This window comes from Nonomuraea indica (genome assembly GCF_002850745.1).
In the GTDB taxonomy this organism is placed as follows: Bacteria; Actinomycetota; Actinomycetes; order Streptosporangiales; family Streptosporangiaceae; genus Nonomuraea; species Nonomuraea indica.
In genome coordinates, this window is the sequence record NZ_KZ559466.1 from 513954 (window position 1) to 531727 (window position 17774).

Here is a 17774-nt window from a genome sequence, read left to right on the forward strand (position 1 = left end):
GGGGGTGTGGCCATGGCCACCCAGACTGGGCTGCCGCTCTTCGTCCTCGGCCAGGGAGCCGATCCGCACGCCGAGCGAGGTGTCGACTGCCCGGGCGAGCTGCCGCCCGCCTCCGACCCCGACCTGGTCGAACGGGCCCGCAAGGCCAAGGAGGCGCTCGGCGACCGGCTGTTCGTGCTGGGGCACCACTACCAGCGTGACGAGGTGATCCAGTTCGCCGACGTGACGGGCGACTCGTTCAAGCTGGCGCGGCTGGCGGCGGCGCGGCCCGAGGCCGAGTACATCGTCTTCTGCGGCGTGCACTTCATGGCCGAGTCGGCCGACATCCTGACCGCCGACTCGCAGAAGGTGGTGCTCCCGGACCTGGCGGCCGGCTGCTCGATGGCCGACATGGCCACGTTCGACCAGGTCGAGGAGTGCTGGGAGGCGCTGGAGGACGCGGGCCTGGCCGGTGACGTGATCCCCGTCACGTACATGAACTCCAGCGCCGACATCAAGGCCTTCTGCGGCCGCAACGGCGGCGCGGTGTGCACCTCCTCCAACGCCCGGCGGGCCCTGGAGTGGGCGTTCGAGCAGGCCGGCAAGGTGCTGTTCCTGCCCGACCAGCACCTCGGCCGCAACACGGCGGTCCTGGAGATGGGCATGTCGCTCGACGACTGCGTCGTGTGGAACCCGCACCGTCCCGGCGGCGGCCTGACCCGCAAGCAGCTGGAGCGGGCCAGGATGATCCTGTGGAAGGGCCACTGCTCGGTGCACGGCCGCTTCACGACCGAGTCGGTCGACGACGTACGGCGGCGCATCCCGGGCGTGAACGTGCTCGTCCACCCCGAGTGCCGGCACGAGGTGGTGCTGAAGGCCGACCAGGTCGGCTCCACCGAGTACATCATCAAGGCGCTGGAGGCGGCGCCCGCCGGGTCGAGCTGGGCCATCGGCACCGAGCTCAACCTGGTCAAGCGGCTGGCGCAGATGTTCCCGGACAAGAGCGTGTCGTTCCTCGACCGCACCATCTGCTACTGCTCCACCATGAACCGGATCGACCTGCCGCACCTGGTGTGGGCGCTGGAGTCGCTGGCGCTGGGCGAGGTGGTCAACCAGATCACCGTGGACGACGACACCTCCCACTGGGCGCGGGTGGCGCTCGACCGCATGCTGGCGCTGCCGTAGCTCCCCGGCGGCCACGCCTTCGTCGGCTCAGTCGCCGAAGGCGTAGACGACCCGGACGCCGACCGTGAGAGTCCGGCGTCCGGGACTGACCGACCCGGCGTCCTCCGCTGCCATGGTGGCGAATCCCAGCGGCTGCGGGCCGTCCCACGACTCCTCCGAGACGGAGACGACCGGGCCGAGGGGCCGGCCGGCGAGCCGGGCGTACTGACCGGCCTTGGCGGCGGCGTCCGCGAACGCCCTGGCGCGGGCGGCGGCGAGCGCCTCGGCCGGATCGGACAGCTCGAACGCCACGCCGCCGAGCCGTGCCTCCTCCCCCACCCCGGCCACCGCGTCCACGACCCTGTCGGCGCGGGCCAGGTCGCGGACCACGGCCTCGACGCCCTGGGCCGCCCGGTAGGCGGCCACCTTGGGGTAGGCGTCGTACTCCGGCCCCAGGGACAGCTCCGTGGTGCGCAGGTCCTCCTCGGCGACGCCGGCCTGCCGCAGCACGCCGGCCAGCCGGGAGGACGCCGCCCTGACCTCGGCGAACGCCTCGGCCGCCGACGCTCTGCGCACCTCGACGCCCGCGCTCAGCCGCATGACGTCGGGGACCGCGTCCGCCGTTCCCTCACCGGCGACGGCGATCTGCTCGTGTTCGATGCTCACGTGCACCCCTCCGGGATCGTAGGTCGGCCCCCGCTCCTGCTACGGCGTGCCGCGGCTGAAGCGGAAACCCATGGCGTCGAGCTCTGCCTTGCTGCGCGCCGTGGCGAGCACCCGGGTCACCTGCCCCCGCATGTCCACCACCACCGCCTCGTACCCACCGCCCTCCGGCCGCCAGCCGGCCAGGTGCGCGTCGTCCCACCAGCCGATGAGCCGGGTGCCGTCGAACGGCACGACGCGGGGCTCGGCCGCCTCACCCGCGCCTGTGGTGGGGTAGGCGCAGATCGTGCGGCGGGCGGCCGGGCAGGAGGCGACGAACAGCTCGCCCGACGGCGAGACGTCCTCGCCCTCCACCCAGATGGGCGAGCCCCGGCCAATCAGCTTGCGGATCTGCCTGCCCTTCAGGTCGTAGAACGTCATCGTGCCGCCCACCCAGGTGCCCACGGCGCGGCCGTCGGCGGCCCAGAAGAAGCGCCACTCCCCCGCGCCCTTCTGCCTGATCCGGAAGGTCCTGCCGGTGCCGCGTGCGACGTCGATCACGCCGAAGCCGTGCTCGACGCTCGCGCCGTCGGTGGCCCGGTAGAGGGTGACCAGTCCCCGCCTGCCGTCGGGCGACCAGCGGGGCGTGGTGGGGAAGACCGGCGCCCGGCTCAGCTTGACGCGCCGCCTGTCGCTGGTGCGGTGGTCGACGATCGACACCTGGGCGTGGTGGTCGCGGGTGTACTCCACGTCGATGGCCAGGGCGCGGGCGCCGGTCGCGTCGAGGGCGTACTCGAAGTAGCGGGAGTCACGGGTGAAGGACGGGGTGCCGGGGCGGCGGACGTACACCCGCTTGCCGCCGCCGACGCTGTAGGAGGCGAGTTTCAGCGGGTCGGCGGCGTCCTCGTGGACCGTGACGGAGGTGCCGGGAAGCGCCATCGCCGTGCCCGCGGCGGGCAGGGGGCCGCTCGCGGTCTCGGCGGGAGCGGGCGAGCTCACGGACGGAGACGCCGACGAGGCCGGGGTGGGAGTGGGCGCGGCGGCGAACCGCACGGCGGTGAAGACGCCTGCACCGGCCAGCACGACCACGGCCGCGACGGTGGCCGCGATGATCATCCCCATGCCGCGCCTGCCGCTCTTCGGCACGTCGATCGGGGCGGGTCCTCCCGGCCGCGCCGGCGGCGCCGCGAACGCCTGCGGACCTCCCTGACGCGGACCGCCTGGCCCGTGGTACCCGCCGCCCTGCGCCAGGTGCCCGTACGGCACGCCACCCGGCGGCAGGTGGCCGTTCGGCACGCCACCCGGCGGCAGGTGGCCGTTCGGCACGCCACCCGGCGGCGGGTGCCCGTTCGGGGCACCGCCTGGAGGCTGGTGGCCGTACGGGGGTTGGTGGCCGTTCGGGGCGCCGCCCGGGGGTTGGTGGCCGTTCGGGGCGCCGCCGTGGGAGGGGTGCCCGGGGTGCGACTGCGCCGGGGCCGGCTGCTGCTGTGGCGGGCCTGCCGGTGGCACCTGGGCGGGAGTGCCCGAGGCGGCCGCGGCGGCGCCCTCCTGGAGCAGGGCCGGGGACGGGCCGCGGCCCAGCAGCCGCGTCAGGGCGTCGCCCGCGCGCGGCCGCCGCGCCGGGTCCTTGGCCAGGCACTCCGTCACCAGCGCCCGCAACTCCGGATCGGCCACGCAGCCCACGTCGGGCTCGGCGTGCGCGATCCGGTGGACCACGTCGGGCAGGCTGTCATGGCCGAACGGCGGCTGCCCCGACGCCGCGTACAGCAGCGTGCACGCCCAGGCGAACATGTCGGCCGCCGGGCCGGGAGCGGCGTCGGTGAGCTGCTCGGGCGCCATGAACGACGGGGTCCCGACGGCGCCGGCGGTCAGCGAGGACGTCAGGTCGAGCGCCCGCGCGATGCCGAAGTCGATGACGCGGGGGCCGTCGGAGCCGAGCAGCACGTTCGACGGCTTGAAGTCACGGTGCACGATGCCCGCCTGGTGGACGGCCAGCAGGGCGGTGAGGGTGCCGACGGCCAGGCGGTGCAGCGACGCCCCCGAACGGGGCCCCTCCGCCCGCACCGCCTCCGCCAGGGAGGGGCCGTCGACGTACTCGCTCACGACGTACGGCCGGTCGCCGAACAGGCCCGTCTCGACGACCTGGGCCGTGCAGAACGGCGCGACCCGCCTGGCCGGCTCCACCTCGCGGACGAACCGCGCCGACGCCTCGGCGTCCCCGGCGAGGTCGGACCGCATCAGCTTGACCGCGACCCTCGTCCCGCCGGGCGCGGTGGCGAGGTAGACGGTGCCCTGCCCGCCCTCGCCGATCCTGCCGTCGAGGGTGTAGTGACCCACCGAGGATGGATCCCCTGGCCGCAGGGCCGCGAGGTCCGGCATTCATACCCCCACTTTCGGCATCTTTGCCGCCATTCTGGTGGTTCGTGGGCCCGGACGTCAGTACTTCGCCCACCTGTTCCGCCCCCCTCGCCCCCCGACCGGCCCGTCAGCCCTCGTCGCCGGGCCCTCAGCCGGCGTCACCCGGCCCTCATACGCCTCGCCTTCGGACGGCGTCGCCCGGCCTTCAGACGGCGTCGGCGATCGCCCCCGGGTCGTCGAGCTGGGCGTGCCGGCCGCAGCCGGGCAGGTGGACCAGCTTGGCGTCCAGCAGGCGCGCCACCCGTTCCCGGCAGCGGCTCCTCCCGCCCGAGCTGATCACCGTCACCGGAACGTCGGGCAGCGGGTACGCGGCCCTGATGCGCCGCAGGTCGGCTGCCATGCCCCGGCGGGCCAGCCATTCCCCCGCCACGGTGGCGGGCACCCGGCCGCGGCGGTAGACGCCGTACGCGTCGGGGAGCCCGACGAGCAGCCGGTGCGCGGCCGGGCCGGTCAGCCGCGCCAGCGCGGTGGCCCCCCAGGTTCCCCCCAGCGCGGGCATCCAGTCGCCGAGCATCCGCCCCACCGGCGATCCCTCCGCCCCCGCCCCACCGGCCACACGCCACGGGCCTCCGGCCCGGCCGGCCGGAAGCCGACCAGCCGGCCGCCAGCCCGATCCGAACCGGTCGGCCGCGCGCCGACCCGCCGTGACCCGACCGGCCGCGCGCCGACCGGCCGTGAGCCCGCCCGTGGCCGCCCGCGAACCGACCACGCGCCCACCTGACCCGGGACGTCCGGACGCCGGACCATCTGCCGCCCGACCGCCTGACACCCGCCCGCCCGGGGCCCCTTCGCCGGACACGATCCCCGGCCCCGAACGGTCCGACGACATCTCGCCTGCCCGGCTCCCCGGGCTCTCGCCCCGCACGATCTCCCCGTACGGGATCTCGCCGTGCACGACGTCCCCGCGTGGGCTCTCGTCCGGCGTGGGGTCGTCGGCGGGCGGGCGGCCGCTGGATGCGATCTCGCCCGGCCCGGGGCGGCACAGCGTGTGGGAGAACCGCCGCCGGCCCCGCTCGCAGGCAGGGTTCACCAGGACGAGCCCGGAGACACGCAGCGGGTGCAGCCGGGCGAACGCCTCCGCGTGCCAGGCGGCGACCGAGCCCGCCACGACGGTCACCCGCTGAGGATGGGGCGGGGCCAGGGCCGCCAGGCGGGCGGCCTCGCCGTACAGGGTGGGCGGGACGGGCGAGGCGGGGCTGAGACCGAGGCCGGGCCGGTCGAAGCGGGTCACCAGGTGTCCGCGCGCCAGTTCGCGGGCCACCAGGTCCCAGTGGAACCAGGCGCCGCCCGGCCCCGCGCTGACGAGCACGGCGGGTCCGGCGCCCTCGGCGAGCACGTGCTGGCGCCGTGTCCGGCGCGCGGGCGGCTCGGCGATGAGGAGCCGGAGCGCGACGTACACCAGCCAGGCGGCGACGAGCAGCACCTGGACGCGCTGGGCGACGCCGGCCAGCCGGCCGGACAGGACGGCGGCGAGCGTCAGGGCGCTGACGCCGAACGCGGCACCGGTGATCAGCGTGGCGCCCCAGGCCTGCCAGCGCCGGGTCAGCAGCGCCATGGCGGCCAACACGGCGGCGGACGGCAGCGCCGCGGTCGCGACGTGCGCGTGGTGCGACGGCGACAGCGGCCCGCCCGCGCAGGCGGGGTCGCTGAGCACGGCGCAGTCGTACGGGAACACGGCGCCGGCGACGGTGAACGCGCCGAAGGCGGCCATCGCCAGCCAGCCGGCCCACTGCCGCCGCGCCCTCGGCAGCAGCGCCACCCCGGCGAGGCAGGCCAGCCCCGCCAGCGCGTCGGTCGTCCGGAACAGCCTGGTCCACGGCTGATCGCGGGCGGCCAGCTCCCCGAGGAAACCCTCGGTCCTGTCCACGGCCGGCGTGGTGAACTGGCCGGTCACCCACGCGCAGGACAGCACGGCCGCGACGATGAACGCGGAGGCCGCGAGCACCACGAGTCTTCGCTCCACGCGGTCATTAGACCACGTAGCGTGACCATAGCCTCAGTGCACCCCAGATCGGGAACCATCCACCGAGATCAGGATCGACAGTGAGCCTCTGCCGCGAGAAGGCCACAGACCTGGAGTTCGGGGGCGTTGTCCCGCCGCCGGCCACCGAACGGGGCGGACGCGTGGAAGCCGCCCCGTGCGCAGGGCCGACGGCGCCGGTCCGGGCCGGTCGAAGGACACCAGGGAGCACGAACGGTCGGCGAAGAGGGCGGCGGCGCGCCGACCGGGCGGGCCGGCAGGGCGATCGTCACGACCGCCACGGCGGGCGACGTGCGAGAGCTCGTGGGCCAGCACTCCCTTCGAGCTCTCGCCGGTCGAGGCGGCGCAGCGGGCGGTGGTCACGCGGACGACGGCCTGCCCCGGTCGCGGCCGGTGGCGAACGCCTCGGGGACGTAGGAGTCGGCGGTCGCCACCCGCGGCTCGGCATCTCGGCCATGGCGCGCAGCCGGTCGGCGGGCCCGCGCGGCTCGGGAGCCTCCCGGGGCGACGGGGACGCCGACGGGACACGGGGACGCCGACGGGACGACGTGCGGCAGCCCGGGCAGGACCATCGTCATGGCCATAGCCTGGGCAGGACCATCGTCATGACCATGCGGCGGGCCGGCCGCGGGGCCGCGGGGCCGCGGGGCCGCGGGGTCAGCCTGGGATGAGCCCCTGGTCGCCCAGCATCTCGCGGACCTCCTCGATCGAGGCGTCCGCGGGGGGAAGGATCAGCTCCGACGGCTCAAGGCTGTCGTCGGGAAGCGACTTGCCCACGTGGCGCACCTTGTCGAGCAGCGCGTGCAGCTTGACCCGGAAGGCGGCCTCGTCGTCGGCCTCGATGGCCGACTCCAGCTCGCCGTCCAGCTCGTTGAGCACGGCGATGTCGTCGGGCGAGATCTGCACCTGGCCCTCGCCCATGATCCTGATGATCATGCGCCCTCCCCGGGCTGGCGGTACTGCTGCGTCTGCGGCTGCTGCTGGGGCTGCTGCTGGGACGGGGCCTGCTGCTGGCCCTGCTCGATGGCGCCCTGCGGGGCCGGGCCCTGGCCGAGCTCGGCCTTCATGCGCGCCAGCTCCAGCTCGACGTCCATGCCGCCGCCCATGCGGTCGAGCTCGGCCTGGATGTCGTCGCCGCGGGTGCCGCTGTAGTCGTCGAGCGCGCCGCTGGCGAGCAGCTCGTCGATGGCCCCGGCGCGCGCCTGCATCTGCGCGGTCTTGTCCTCGGCGCGCTGGATGGCCAGGCCGACGTCGCCCATCTCCTCGGAGATGCCGGAGAACGCCTCGTTGATGCGCGTCTGCGCCTCGGCGGCCGTGTAGGTGGCCTTGATGGTCTCCTTCTTGGTGCGGAAGGCGTCGACCTTGGCCTGCAGCCGCTGGGAGGCGGTGGTGAGCTTCTCCTCCTCGGCCTGCAGGTTGTCGTGCTGCACCTTGAGGTCGGCCATCTGGGTCTGCAAGTTGGAGCGGCGCTGCAGCGCCTCGCGGGCCAGGTCCTCGCGGCCCACCGACAACGCCTTGCGGCCCTGCTCCTCATAACGCTTGGCCTGCTGCTCCAAGCCGTTGATCTGCAGCTCGACCCGCTTGCGGGAGGTGGCGACGTCGGCCACGCCCCTGCGCACCTTCTGCAACAGCTCCAGCTGCCGCTGGTAGGAGTAGTCGAGGGTCTCGCGTGGATCCTCCATCTTGTCCAGGGCCTTGTTGGCCTTGGACTTGAAGATCATCGAAAGTCTCTTCATCACGCTCATGCGCGTCGGCCGTCCCCTTCTTAGGTCGTGCTGGTGTGAACCCAGTGCAGCGCAGCCGCCTTGGGATTACCCTACGCATAACGCACGGGGGCGTCACTAAGTTGCAGTCCAGGTAGGGTTGACGTCGTGTTGCGACGCCGTTCCCCATCTTCCGTGGACGACACCCCCGTCCCCGCTGACGATCCTAAGCCCCAGGGCAAGGGTCGCCCCACACCCAAGCGCCGAGACGCCGAGGGCAGGCGGCGCCAGCCCGTGAGCGCGCCGAAGGACCGCAAGGAGGCCTATCGGCAGCTGCGGGCCAAGCAGGCGGCCGAGCGCGAGCGGGCCCGCAAGGGCATGCTCTCGGGCGACGAGCGCTACTTCCCCGCCCGCGACAAGGGGCCGGCGCGCAAGTTCGCGCGCGACTGGGTCGACTCCCGGCGGCTGCCGAGCCAGTACTTCCTGCCGTTCTCGCTGTTCATCCTGCTGGTGACGTGGATTCCGTGGCCGCCCGCCATCCAGCCGATGGTGATCGGCTACGTGATCACGATCGGCTGGCCGCTGATGATGTTCGGCGTGCTGTTCACCTCCGTCTTCGTGTCCTGGAAGGTCAAGAAGCTGGTGGCCGAGAAGCACCCCGGCGAGAGCGTGCGCGGCGTCGGCTTCTACGCGGCGATGCGCGCGCTGCAGATCCGCAGGCTGCGCTTCCCGCCGCCCACGGTGCTGCCGGGCGGCAAGCCCGTCCCTCCGAAGAAGTAGCGGCCCCCTCCGCCGTCCACAGAAGTGGCGGCCCTCTCCGCCGTCCACCGGCGCGCGTCCGGCCTTCGGTCCCGCGGCGACCCTGTCCGGGGTGACCGGGCCGGGGGTTACGGGGTCCGGGCCGGCCGGGCCGGCGTCCAGCGCAGGGAGCCGCGCACCACCCGCGGCTCCCGCCCCTGCACCTGCCCGCCCCGTTCGAGGGCGTCGGCGGTGGCCCGCACCAGGGCGTACCACGCATACGCGCCCCTCCCGGCCCGCTGCGCCTCCGGCCTGCCCCCGGCCCGCTGCGCCTCCGGCCTGCCCCCGGCTCCGGGCGTGCCCGTCCGGTGACCGGCGTCGCCCGTGCGCGCCCGCAGCACGCTCCACCCTCCGTCCGCCCGCCGCTGCACCGGGATGAGGCCGCCGTGCCACGTCCCGCCCGCGACGCCGTCCCCGCGCGGGCCTCCCCCGCGGCACAGGGCCCGCCAGGCGTCGCGGATCTCCCGGACGCCCAGGTGCGCCGGATGCCCGAACCCGAACGCGGCCGACCCGTCGTGCCGCAGCAGCGAGGCGCGCAGGTCGTCGGGGAAGCCGACGCCCATCTGCGACTCGGCGACCGCGATCGTCCCCGCCCGGCCCGGCCCCTCCAGCGCCGCGTACGTCCGAGGCGCGCGGGCCTCCAGCCACCGCTCGATGCGCCGCCACTGCCGGTCCACGGCCCGCCTGACCTTCGGGTCCAGCGGGCGCACCACGACCGGCCGGGCCGCCGGACGGCACCCCGGCGTCTCCCGCGCCGCCGGCTCGGCGGCCGGCGTGGCCGGGCCGGTCCCGGGAGTGCGCTCGGCCTGGGCGGTGGCGCGGGTCGCGGCCGGTGCGGCGACCTCCATCTGCCGAACGCGGCCGAACCTGTCCGGCATCACCATGTACGCGCTCAGCGTGAGAGCCGCCACCACGACGGCGCTCGCGCCGAGCACCAGGGGAACGACCCGCCGCGGGCGCCGCATCCCGAACCGGGTGGGCCGCCTCGCCGCGGGGCCGGCCAGGGCGGCGCCGGGACCGGCGCCGGCCTCCGCCGGCCCGGGGCCGAGCAGGCGCGCACGGCGGCGCAGCCGCACCGCCAGCGCGGCGAGGACGGCCGCGGTCAGCGCCGCGCGTACGAGCTTCAGCACGTCGCGCACCCTATCCCGAATCGGACCCGGATCAGATCATGACGGGACACCGCCTAAGGTCGGTCGTATGGAATTCAGGCACCTCGGCCGCAGCGGTCTCAAGGTCAGCGAGATCAGCTACGGCAACTGGCTCACCCACGGTTCCCAGGTCGAGGAGGACGCCGCCAAGCTCTGTGTGCAGGCGGCACTCGACGAGGGCATCACCACCTTCGACACCGCCGACGTCTACGCCGGCACCAAGGCCGAGGAAGTGCTCGGCCGGGCCCTGAAGGGTGTGCGCCGGGAGTCGCTGGAGATCTTCACCAAGGTCTACTGGCCCACCGGCCCGGGCCGCAACGACAGTGGTCTGTCACGCAAGCACATCACCGAGTCCATCCACGGCTCCCTGCGCCGCCTGCAGACCGACTACGTCGACCTCTACCAGGCGCACCGGTTCGACTACGAGACACCGCTGGAGGAGACACTCAAGACGTTCGACGACCTCGTCCGGCAGGGCAAGGTCCTCTACGTCGGCGTCAGCGAGTGGACGGCCGACCAGATCGCCCAGGCCCTGAAGATCGCCGGCGAGATGGGCTTCGACCGGATCGTGTCCAACCAGCCGCAGTACTCGATGCTGTGGCGCGTCATCGAGTCGGAGATCGTGCCGCTGTGCGAGCGGGAGGGCGTCGGCCAGATCGTCTGGTCGCCGATCGCCCAGGGCGTGCTCACCGGCAAGTACCTTCCCGGCCGGCAGCCCCCCGAGGGCTCCCGGGCCACCGACGCGAGCGGCAGCGGCATGATCGCCCGGTTCATGAAGGACGACGTGCTCACCCGGGTGCAGGAGCTCAAGCCCGTCGCCGCCGACCTCGGGCTCAGCATGGCCCAGCTCGCGGTGGCGTGGGTGCTGCAGAACCCCAACGTCTCCAGCGCGATCATCGGCGCCTCCCGCCCCGAGCAGGTGCGCGACAACGTCAAGGCGGCGGGCGTCAAGCTCGACGCCGACGTGCTGAAGCGGATCGACGACGTGCTCGGCTCGATCGTGGAGCGTGACCCGGCCCGGACCACGAGCCCGAACCCGCGCCCGTAACGCTCCGGCGGCGTGCCGGACCTCGCGGGCTCCCCGGCCGGGGAGCCCGCGGCCCGGTCACTCCTCGCGCAGCGACAGTCCCGCGTACTCGACGCGCTCCTCCTCCAGCAGGGCCACCCGCTCGACGCCGGACTCGAGCAGCTCACGCCAGTTCTCGCCGAGCCATGACTCGGCGTCGGCCTGACTGGGGAAGACCTCACGCGGCAACGGGCGGTCGTTGACCTCGCCGCCGTTCGCGTTCTCGTAGCGCCACCGCCATGTCATGCCACACGCTCCTTCTCCGTGGGTTCGCCGGCGCACGTCCGGCGGCACTGGCACCCTACTGCGGGGCGGACGTCCATCGACGATCAGCCGGGGCGGCGCGCCGCCCGTGCCGCGGGCGTCTGTACCCTCGTCGCGGTGAAGGTCCTTCTCAGGGGCACGGCGGGCGGCGAAGGATGGCCGCTGCCGGGCTGCCGGTGCGCCTCCTGTTCCGTCCTGCCCGCCGGGCACCGCCGGCCGTTCGAGCCGGTCGTGGACGAGGCGGTCCGGTTCCCGTTCGACGCGCCGCCCGGCGGCTACCGTCCGTTCGCCGGCGGGCACGGCCTGGCCGGGCCCGACGGCTCGCGCCTGCTGTACGTGCCCGGCGGGCCCCTCCCCGACCTGGCCACCGCCGGGACCGTCCGGTGCGACCTGGTGCTCGTCGACCTGCTCGGCGGGCCCGAACGCCTCGGCCTGCTGCGGCGCGACGGGGTGGTGGACGGCGGCACCGAGGTGGTGGCCGTGGGGCTGGACCACCGGATCAGGTCGGAGGGCGAGCTGGCGCGACGGCTGGCGCTGTGGGGGGCGCGGGCCGTGCCCGACGGGACCACGCTCGACACCCTCGCGCCCGTGGCCACGCCGCCGGTGCCCGCCGGGCGCAGGGAGCTGCTGCTGGGCGGGTCGCGGTCGGGCAAGTCGGCCGAGGCCGAGCTGCGGCTGGCCGGCGAGCCGTACGTCACCTATCTGGCGACCGGGCCGCGGGGCGAGGGTGACGGCGAGTGGGCCGCGCGGGTGCGCGCCCACCGGGAGCGCAGGCCCGCGCACTGGGCGACGGTGGAGACCACGGACCTGGCCGGGGCCGTCCGCGGCGCCACGTCGCCGCTGCTGGTGGACGGGCTGGGCACGTGGCTGGCCGCGGTGTTCGACGAGCACGGCGCCTGGGAGGGCGACCGGTCGGCGGTGTGGCGGCGCTGCGACGAGCTGGTGGCCGCGTGGCGGGAGACGGACTGGCGGATCGTCGCCGTGTCGGACGAGGTGGGCATGGGCGTGGTGCCCGCCACCTCCAGCGGGCGGGCCTTCAGGGACGCGCTCGGGCGGCTCAACGAACGGCTGGCCGCCGAGTCGGAGGACGTGACGCTCGTCGTGGCGGGGCGGCCGCACCGGCTGTGAGCCGGGCTGCCGTCAGAGGCGTGCCGCGCGGGCGTACCAGCGGCCGTCGAGGCGGTCCACGTGCAGCGGACGGCCGAAGCACTCCGACAGGTGGGCGGGGGTGAGCACGTCCGTGACCGGCCCCGCCGTCAGCACGCGGGCGTCACGCATCAGCATGGCGTGCGTGGTGGTGGACGGCAGCTCCTCCAGGTGGTGCGTCACCGTGATCGTCGTCAGCACCGGCCTGGTGGCCGCCAGCCGCTCCACCGCCGCGACGAGGTCCTCGCGGGCGGGCAGGTCGAGCCCCGCGAACGGCTCGTCGAGCAGCAGCACCGCCGGGTCGGCCATCAGGGAACGCGCCACCCGGATCCTGGCCCGCTCCCCCTGGGAGCACACCCGGAACGGCCGGTCGGCCAGGTCCTTGCAGCCGAGGTCGGCGAGCAGCCGCAGCGCCCGCTCGCGCTCCGCCTCGCCGTACCTGTCCCACAGGGGGGCGCTCGTGCCGGTGTGCCCGGTGAGCACCACGGTCTGCGCGGTGGCCCCCTCCTCCTCCATCAGGCCCTCGTCGACCAGCCGCCCGCTCGCGGCGACCAACCCGATGTGGCGGCGCAGGGCCCGCAGATCGACCCGGCCGAGCCGGTGGCCGAGCACGCTGACCGCGCCCTCGCTGGGGTGCCGAACGGCCGCGGCCAGCGACAGCAGCGTCGTCTTGCCGGCGCCGTTGGGGCCGAGGACCGCCCAGTGCTCCCCGTACTCCACGCGCCAGTCGACCCCGCTCAGCAGCGTCTTGCCGACGGCCCGGACGGCCACGCCTTCGAGTTCAACCACGTGCATCCGAACCACCTTAGTGGGCCTAGGATCGGCCTCTATGCGGCTTCCAGGACGGATCTTGGACTTGTTCGGCGACGAGGCGGTGTGGTCCGACGACCACGAGGGCATGAGCGGCGAGACGCTGCGGGTCACCGCGCCGGCCGGTGTCTTCTACGTCAAGGCGGGCCCGGTGGCGCGGCGCGAGCACGACCGGCTGCTGTGGCTCAAGCGCTGGCTGAGCGTGCCCGACGTGGTGGCGCTGGAGGGCGACGCGCTGGTGCTGGCGGACGCCGGCTGGCGCAGTCTCGAACGCGTCCCGGCCGGCGCCGGCGCGGTCATGGGCCGGGTGCTGCGCGCGCTGCACGACATCCCCGTCGGCGAGTGCCCGTTCGACGAGCGGCTCGACGTCCGGCTCGGCCGGGCGCGCGAGCGGGTGGCGGCCGGGCTGGTCGATCCGGACGACTTCGACGACGACCACGCGGGGATGACACCGGAGCAGGTGTACGAGCGGCTGGTGGCCACGCGCCCCGCGGACGAGGACCTCGTGGTCACGCACGGCGACTTCACGCCGTCGAACGTGCTCGCCCCGCCGGCCGGATGGCGGGGCGAGGGCGGCGCGGGCGCCGGGCCGGTGCTGCTGGACGTGGGCGCGCTGGGGGTGGCCGACCGGTACGTGGACCTGGCCGTCGCGCTGCGCGAGCTCGACGGGCCGGCCGTCGCCGACTTCCTGGAGGCGTACGGGCTGGCGGAGCCCGACGAGGCACGGCTCGCCTACTACCGGCTGCTGGACGAGTTGTTCTGATGCACGGCGCCCGGCTGGCGATCGGCACGCTGACCGTCTTCCGCGTCCGGGTGGACCGGGTCGACCGCCGGGCCGCCGGTCAGGCCATGCTGCTGGCCCCGGCCGTGGGCGTCCTGCTGGCGGCGCCCGCGAGCCTGCCGCTGGTGGTGCCGGGGCTGCCGCCGCTGCCGGCGGCGGTGCTGGCGGTGGGCGTCCTGGCGGTGCTGACGCGCGGGCTGCACCTGGACGGCCTGGCCGATCTCGCCGACGGGCTGGGCAGCGGCAAGCCGGCGGATCGGGCGCTCGACATCATGCGGAAGTCGGACATCGGGCCGTTCGGCGTGATGGCCCTGGTGCTGACGCTGCTCATCCAGGTGTCCGCCCTGTCGGCGCTGGCCGCGGCCGCCGATCCGGTGTCCTGGCACGGGGGTCCGATCCGGCTGCCCGGTGCGCTGTCGGCGCCGTACGCGCTGGTCACGGCCTGCGTGGCGGGCCGCCTGGCGCTGACGTGGGCCTGCCGGGCCGGGGTCCCCGCCGCCCGGCCCGAGGGCCTCGGCGCGATGGTCGCGGGCACGGTACGACCGGCCGCCGCCTGGCTGGCGACCCTCGCGGCGCTCGTGGGCACCTTCGTCCTGGGCCTGGCCGCCACGGCGTTCGCCCTCAGGCCGTCCGCCCTCATGCCGCCGGACTCGGCGGACTCGGCGAACTCCGCGTCGGCGCAGTACTTCCTCGGCGGCGGCCACCTCCTGGACGCCGGTCCCGCGTCGCCGCTGGGCGAGCTGCCGCCCGCGCTGGTGCTGCCGCTGAGCCTCCTCGCGGGGCTCGGGGCGGCGGCGCTGCTGCTGGCGCGGGCGCGGCGGCGGCTCGGCGGGATCACGGGAGACGTGCTGGGCGCGCTGGTCGAGACGGCCACGGCCGCGACTCTGGTGACCTGCGCGTTCCTCGCCTGACCGGCCGGACGGCCCCTGCCCGGCCTCGGGGCCGGGCGGGGGCCGTCCGGTGGCGATCAGGCCGGGGCGCGTTCGGCGATCAGGGCGTTGAGGAGGGCCGCGCCGCGTTCGGCGTCGTCGATGCTGACGGCCAGGGTGCCGCCTCCGCGGTAGCCGACGACCAGGCAGTCGCCGGCCCGCAGCATGATCGTGGCCCTGCCGGGCAGGCCGCGCACGCCCCAGCCGCCCACGTCGGCGGGCCGGCGCGGCTGCGACCAGGCGCGCTCGATGCGGGACAGGGGGATCCGGCGCAGCGGCCACCCGAACGGCCCGAACAACAGGGTGAGCCCGTCGGCGGTGACCCGGGCCGTCACCGAGGAGGTCAGCAGCCCGAGTGCCAGGACGAGGACGACGACCGGAAGTACGGCGCCGGCGGCGACGCCGCTGACGACGCCGAACATCTGGAGCACCAGCAGGACGGTCAGGACGACGGCCGCCCCCACGCCGAGCAGCACGAGCCACGGATTGCTGACGTGGCTGACCCAGACGACCCGCTCCCCTCCGCGCAGGTGGAGGACCGGCGGCTCGGCGCGCGGCCCCGCCGCCGGGTCGGGGGCGCCGCGGCCCAGGTAGCCGGCGAGCCCCGCCGCCGCGAGGCCCGCGGCGAGCACGGTGAGGACGTGCCGGCCGTCGAGGGCGGCCGCACGCCACGTCGGCGCGTCGAGGTTGGCCAGCAGCGACGTGACCCCCATGCCGATCACGAACACGCTCATGCCGGCGAGCGACCCCCACCAGGAGACGCGTGACATCCTCCTGTCCAGGCCGCGCAGCGCGGCGACGACGAGCCCCAGCCAGATCAGGCCCCACACCGCCACCTGCATCCCCACGGCCACGGGGAACGCCATCGACCCGTCGGGAACGTTCCCGGGCCCCCAGTGGGTCGCCATCGGATCGGGTAGCCGGTCACGCAGGGCGAGGGGCAGCGCCACGAGGACGGCGGTCACGGCCGGGCCCACGATCGGGGCGGCTCGTCTGGGTGTCATGACAGCTCCTTCAGCATCGCGATGAGGTCGTCCCGGCCGTAGCCGAGCTTCCCGGCCTCCTCCAGCAGCTCGCGCACCCGCGCCACGAGCTGCGCGCGGCCGTCGGCACGGCCGGCCACGCTCACGCCGCGGCCCCGCCTGAACTCCAGCAGTCCCTCGTCGCGAAGGTCGCGCAGCGCGCGCAGCACGGTGTTGGCGTTGATGCCGAGCGCCTGCGCGAGGTCGCGCGCGGGCGGCAGGCGGTCGCCGGGGGCGTAGGAGCCCTCGGCGATGGCCCTGCGGATCGAGGAGGCGACCTGCTCGTGCAGGGGGCGGGCGTCGTTCAGGTCAAGTGCGAGCAACATGGTGCTAATGACTATAGCACCATGCCGTCACCGCTGAATCATCGGATGAGCCCCTGTTTGTGGGTACCTCGTAACCCTCGATAGCATCGGTTTACGTGACCACTGTGCGGCTGAACTCAGCAGATCCCGTCTCCTTCGACGCCGACGCATTGATCGTCGGGTTCCGGTCCGGCCCCGACGGGCCCCAGCCCGCCACCGGCGCCGACGCGCTCGACTCCGCCTTCGGCGGCAAGCTCGCCGCCTCCCTGGCCGCCATGGGATTCACCGCCAAGCCCGGTGAGGTCGCCAAGGTCCCGGCCTTCGGCGCGATCACCGCTCCGCTGCTGGTCGCGGTCGGCCTGGGCGACACCTCCGACGCCGAGGGCCTGCGCCGGGCGGCCGGCGCCGCCGTCCGCTCGCTCGACGGCACCGCCCGCGCCGCCCTGGCGCTGCCCGCCGACTCCGCCGCCGACGCCGAGGCCGTCGCTCTCGGCGCGCTGCTCGGCGCCTACGCCTTCGCCCGCTACCGCACCGGCGGCGACCGCAAGGAGCCCGTCGCCGAGCTGACCGTGCTCTCCTCGCTCCCCTCCGGCGAGGCCGACTCGGTGGCCGATCGGGCCACCGTGCTGGGCGAGTCGGTGGCGCTGGTCCGCGACCTGGTCAACACCCCGCCGTCCGACCTGTGGCCGGCCAGGTTCGCCGAGATCGCCGAGCAGACCGGCGGCAAGGCCGGGCTGTCGGTCGAGGTGCTCGACGACAAGCAGCTCAAGGACGGCGGCTACGGCGGTCTCGTCGGCGTCGGCCAGGGCTCCGCCAACCCGCCGCGCCTGGTCCGCCTGTCCTACACCCATCCCGACGCCGCCAAGACGCTGGCGTTCGTGGGCAAGGGCATCACCTTCGACTCCGGCGGCCTGTCGCTCAAGCCGTCCGCCTCGATGGACTGGATGAAGTCCGACATGGGCGGCGCCGGCGCCGTCTTCGGCGCCCTGGTCGGCATCGCCCGGCTCGGCCTGCCGGTCAACGTCGTCGGCTACCTGTGCCTGGCGGAGAACCTGCCGAGCGGCACCGCCCAGCGCCCCTCCGACGTCATCCGCAGCTACAGCGGCAAGACCGTCGAGGTGCTCGACACCGACGCCGAGGGCCGCCTGGTGCTCATGGACGGCATCGCCCGCGCCGCCGAGGACGGCCCCGACCTCATCGTCGACGTGGCCACCCTGACCGGCGCGCAGATCGTCGCCCTCGGCTGGCGCACCGCCGGCGTCATGGCCAACGACGACGCCGTCCGCGAGCTGGTGGTCGACGTCGCCACGGAGGCCGGCGAGGGCGCGTGGGGCATGCCGCTGCCCGAGGAGCTGCGCAAGGGGCTCGACTCGCCGATCGCCGACATCGCCAACCTCCAGCCCGAGCGCTGGGGCAGCATGCTCGCCGCCGGCATCTTCCTCAAGGAGTTCGTGCCCGACGGGGTGCGCTGGGCGCACATCGACATGGCCGGACCCGCCTTCAACAAGGGCGAGCCGCACGGCTACACCCCCAAGGGCGGCACGGGCGCCATCACCCGTACCCTCATCGGACTGGCCGAGCGGCACGCGAGCATCTGAAACAAATGAAAAGATGACGG

At 74.8% G+C, this 17774-nt stretch carries 18 protein-coding genes; 7 read left to right on the forward strand and 11 right to left on the reverse strand.

Annotated elements, in window-relative coordinates:
• The first annotated feature begins 12 nt into the window (after positions 1-12).
• Positions 13-1164, forward strand: a complete 1152-nt coding sequence (gene nadA / locus CXR44_RS02410; RefSeq protein WP_101783495.1) for a quinolinate synthase NadA — start codon at positions 13-15, stop codon at positions 1162-1164.
• Between the two features lie 27 nt (positions 1165-1191).
• Here the strand turns inward: nadA and CXR44_RS02415 are convergent, their stop codons facing one another.
• The 6 genes from CXR44_RS02415 to CXR44_RS02435 all read right to left on the reverse strand — a co-directional run bounded on the left by CXR44_RS02415 (position 1192) and on the right by CXR44_RS02435 (position 7929).
• Positions 1192-1809 carry an SIMPL domain-containing protein gene (locus CXR44_RS02415; RefSeq protein ID WP_245898764.1) on the reverse strand — a complete coding sequence of 206 codons (618 nt, stop codon included), beginning with the start codon at positions 1807-1809 and terminating at the stop codon, positions 1192-1194.
• A gap of 39 nt (positions 1810-1848) precedes the next feature.
• The gene (locus tag CXR44_RS02420; protein WP_180903151.1) at positions 1849-4122 is read right to left on the reverse strand and encodes a serine/threonine-protein kinase; all 2274 of its coding nucleotides are present in this window, start codon (positions 4120-4122) and stop codon (positions 1849-1851) included.
• Positions 4123-4348: 226 nt separating this feature from the next.
• Positions 4349-6166, reverse strand: coding sequence for an alpha/beta fold hydrolase (locus CXR44_RS02425; RefSeq protein WP_101783155.1), 1818 nt, complete (start codon positions 6164-6166; stop codon positions 4349-4351).
• A 377-nt stretch (positions 6167-6543) separates the two neighbouring features.
• Complete coding sequence (locus CXR44_RS38750; RefSeq protein ID WP_144069832.1) at positions 6544-6762, reverse strand: hypothetical protein; 219 nt, start codon at positions 6760-6762, stop codon at positions 6544-6546.
• 79 nt (positions 6763-6841) lie between these two features.
• Positions 6842-7120: a PspA-associated protein PspAA gene (pspAA, locus tag CXR44_RS02430; RefSeq protein ID WP_101783156.1), complete on the reverse strand. Its 279-nt coding sequence runs from the start codon at positions 7118-7120 to the stop codon at positions 6842-6844.
• Entirely contained in the window at positions 7117-7929 is an 813-nt protein-coding gene (locus CXR44_RS02435) for a PspA/IM30 family protein (protein WP_180903152.1), read from the reverse strand. Before CXR44_RS02435 ends, pspAA begins: the two co-directional genes overlap by 4 nt.
• 153 nt (positions 7930-8082) lie before the next feature.
• Here CXR44_RS02435 and CXR44_RS02440 point away from each other — a divergent pair, with 153 nt between their 5' ends.
• Positions 8083-8667, forward strand: coding sequence for a DUF3043 domain-containing protein (locus tag CXR44_RS02440; protein ID WP_281260232.1), 585 nt, complete (start codon positions 8083-8085; stop codon positions 8665-8667).
• A 107-nt stretch (positions 8668-8774) separates the two neighbouring features.
• Here CXR44_RS02440 and CXR44_RS02445 read toward each other — a convergent pair whose 3' ends face one another.
• The gene (locus CXR44_RS02445) at positions 8775-9815 is read right to left on the reverse strand and encodes an SMI1/KNR4 family protein (protein ID WP_144069833.1); all 1041 of its coding nucleotides are present in this window, start codon (positions 9813-9815) and stop codon (positions 8775-8777) included.
• 67 nt (positions 9816-9882) lie between these two features.
• Between CXR44_RS02445 and CXR44_RS02450 the strand changes: the two genes are divergently transcribed.
• Positions 9883-10881 carry an aldo/keto reductase family protein gene (locus tag CXR44_RS02450; RefSeq protein WP_101783160.1) on the forward strand — a complete coding sequence of 333 codons (999 nt, stop codon included), beginning with the start codon at positions 9883-9885 and terminating at the stop codon, positions 10879-10881.
• Between the two features lie 57 nt (positions 10882-10938).
• On the opposite strand, the gene CXR44_RS02455 is transcribed toward CXR44_RS02450, so the two are convergent.
• Positions 10939-11145 carry a hypothetical protein gene (locus CXR44_RS02455; RefSeq protein WP_101783161.1) on the reverse strand — a complete coding sequence of 69 codons (207 nt, stop codon included), beginning with the start codon at positions 11143-11145 and terminating at the stop codon, positions 10939-10941.
• Between the two features lie 135 nt (positions 11146-11280).
• Here CXR44_RS02455 and CXR44_RS02460 point away from each other — a divergent pair, with 135 nt between their 5' ends.
• On the forward strand, positions 11281-12291 hold the full coding sequence (locus CXR44_RS02460) for a bifunctional adenosylcobinamide kinase/adenosylcobinamide-phosphate guanylyltransferase (protein WP_101783162.1): 1011 nt from the start codon (positions 11281-11283) through the stop codon (positions 12289-12291).
• Positions 12292-12303: 12 nt separating this feature from the next.
• Here the strand turns inward: CXR44_RS02460 and CXR44_RS02465 are convergent, their stop codons facing one another.
• Positions 12304-13104 (reverse strand): ABC transporter ATP-binding protein, encoded by an 801-nt coding sequence (locus tag CXR44_RS02465; RefSeq protein WP_101783163.1) that lies wholly within the window; start codon positions 13102-13104, stop codon positions 12304-12306.
• Between the two features lie 55 nt (positions 13105-13159).
• On the opposite strand from CXR44_RS02465, the gene CXR44_RS02470 reads away from it, so the two are divergent.
• Entirely contained in the window at positions 13160-13882 is a 723-nt protein-coding gene (locus tag CXR44_RS02470; RefSeq protein ID WP_219601639.1) for an aminoglycoside 3'-phosphotransferase, read from the forward strand.
• Positions 13882-14811 carry an adenosylcobinamide-GDP ribazoletransferase gene (locus CXR44_RS02475; protein WP_101783165.1) on the forward strand — a complete coding sequence of 310 codons (930 nt, stop codon included), beginning with the start codon at positions 13882-13884 and terminating at the stop codon, positions 14809-14811. The genes CXR44_RS02470 and CXR44_RS02475 overlap by 1 nt, the downstream gene beginning before the upstream one ends.
• 56 nt (positions 14812-14867) lie before the next feature.
• On the opposite strand, the gene CXR44_RS02480 is transcribed toward CXR44_RS02475, so the two are convergent.
• Together CXR44_RS02480 and CXR44_RS02485 are read right to left on the reverse strand one after the other, a co-directional pair.
• The gene (locus tag CXR44_RS02480; protein ID WP_144069834.1) at positions 14868-15833 is read right to left on the reverse strand and encodes an SdpI family protein; all 966 of its coding nucleotides are present in this window, start codon (positions 15831-15833) and stop codon (positions 14868-14870) included.
• Positions 15830-16177, reverse strand: a complete 348-nt coding sequence (locus CXR44_RS02485; RefSeq protein WP_101783167.1) for a GntR family transcriptional regulator — start codon at positions 16175-16177, stop codon at positions 15830-15832. Before CXR44_RS02485 ends, CXR44_RS02480 begins: the two co-directional genes overlap by 4 nt.
• Positions 16178-16272: 95 nt before the next feature.
• Here CXR44_RS02485 and CXR44_RS02490 point away from each other — a divergent pair, with 95 nt between their 5' ends.
• Positions 16273-17754 (forward strand): leucyl aminopeptidase, encoded by a 1482-nt coding sequence (locus CXR44_RS02490; protein WP_101783168.1) that lies wholly within the window; start codon positions 16273-16275, stop codon positions 17752-17754.
• The last annotated feature ends 20 nt before the right edge of the window (positions 17755-17774 follow it).

Bases quoted from the DNA above. Each gene is read 5' to 3' on its own strand.
- CXR44_RS02450 (WP_101783160.1), top strand. From the start codon at position 9,883: ATGGAATTCAGGCACCTCGGCCGCAGCGGTCTCAAGGTCAGCGAGATC.
- CXR44_RS02480 (WP_144069834.1), bottom strand. From the start codon at position 15,833: ATGACACCCAGACGAGCCGCCCCGATCGTGGGCCCGGCCGTGACCGCC.
- nadA (WP_101783495.1), top strand. From the start codon at position 13: ATGGCCACCCAGACTGGGCTGCCGCTCTTCGTCCTCGGCCAGGGAGCC.
- CXR44_RS02475 (WP_101783165.1), top strand. From the start codon at position 13,882: ATGCACGGCGCCCGGCTGGCGATCGGCACGCTGACCGTCTTCCGCGTC.
- CXR44_RS02435 (WP_180903152.1), bottom strand. From the start codon at position 7,929: ATGAGCGTGATGAAGAGACTTTCGATGATCTTCAAGTCCAAGGCCAAC.
- CXR44_RS02465 (WP_101783163.1), bottom strand. From the start codon at position 13,104: ATGCACGTGGTTGAACTCGAAGGCGTGGCCGTCCGGGCCGTCGGCAAG.
- CXR44_RS38750 (WP_144069832.1), bottom strand. From the start codon at position 6,762: ATGACGATGGTCCTGCCCGGGCTGCCGCACGTCGTCCCGTCGGCGTCC.
- pspAA (WP_101783156.1), bottom strand. From the start codon at position 7,120: ATGATCATCAGGATCATGGGCGAGGGCCAGGTGCAGATCTCGCCCGAC.
- CXR44_RS02455 (WP_101783161.1), bottom strand. From the start codon at position 11,145: ATGACATGGCGGTGGCGCTACGAGAACGCGAACGGCGGCGAGGTCAAC.
- CXR44_RS02485 (WP_101783167.1), bottom strand. From the start codon at position 16,177: ATGTTGCTCGCACTTGACCTGAACGACGCCCGCCCCCTGCACGAGCAG.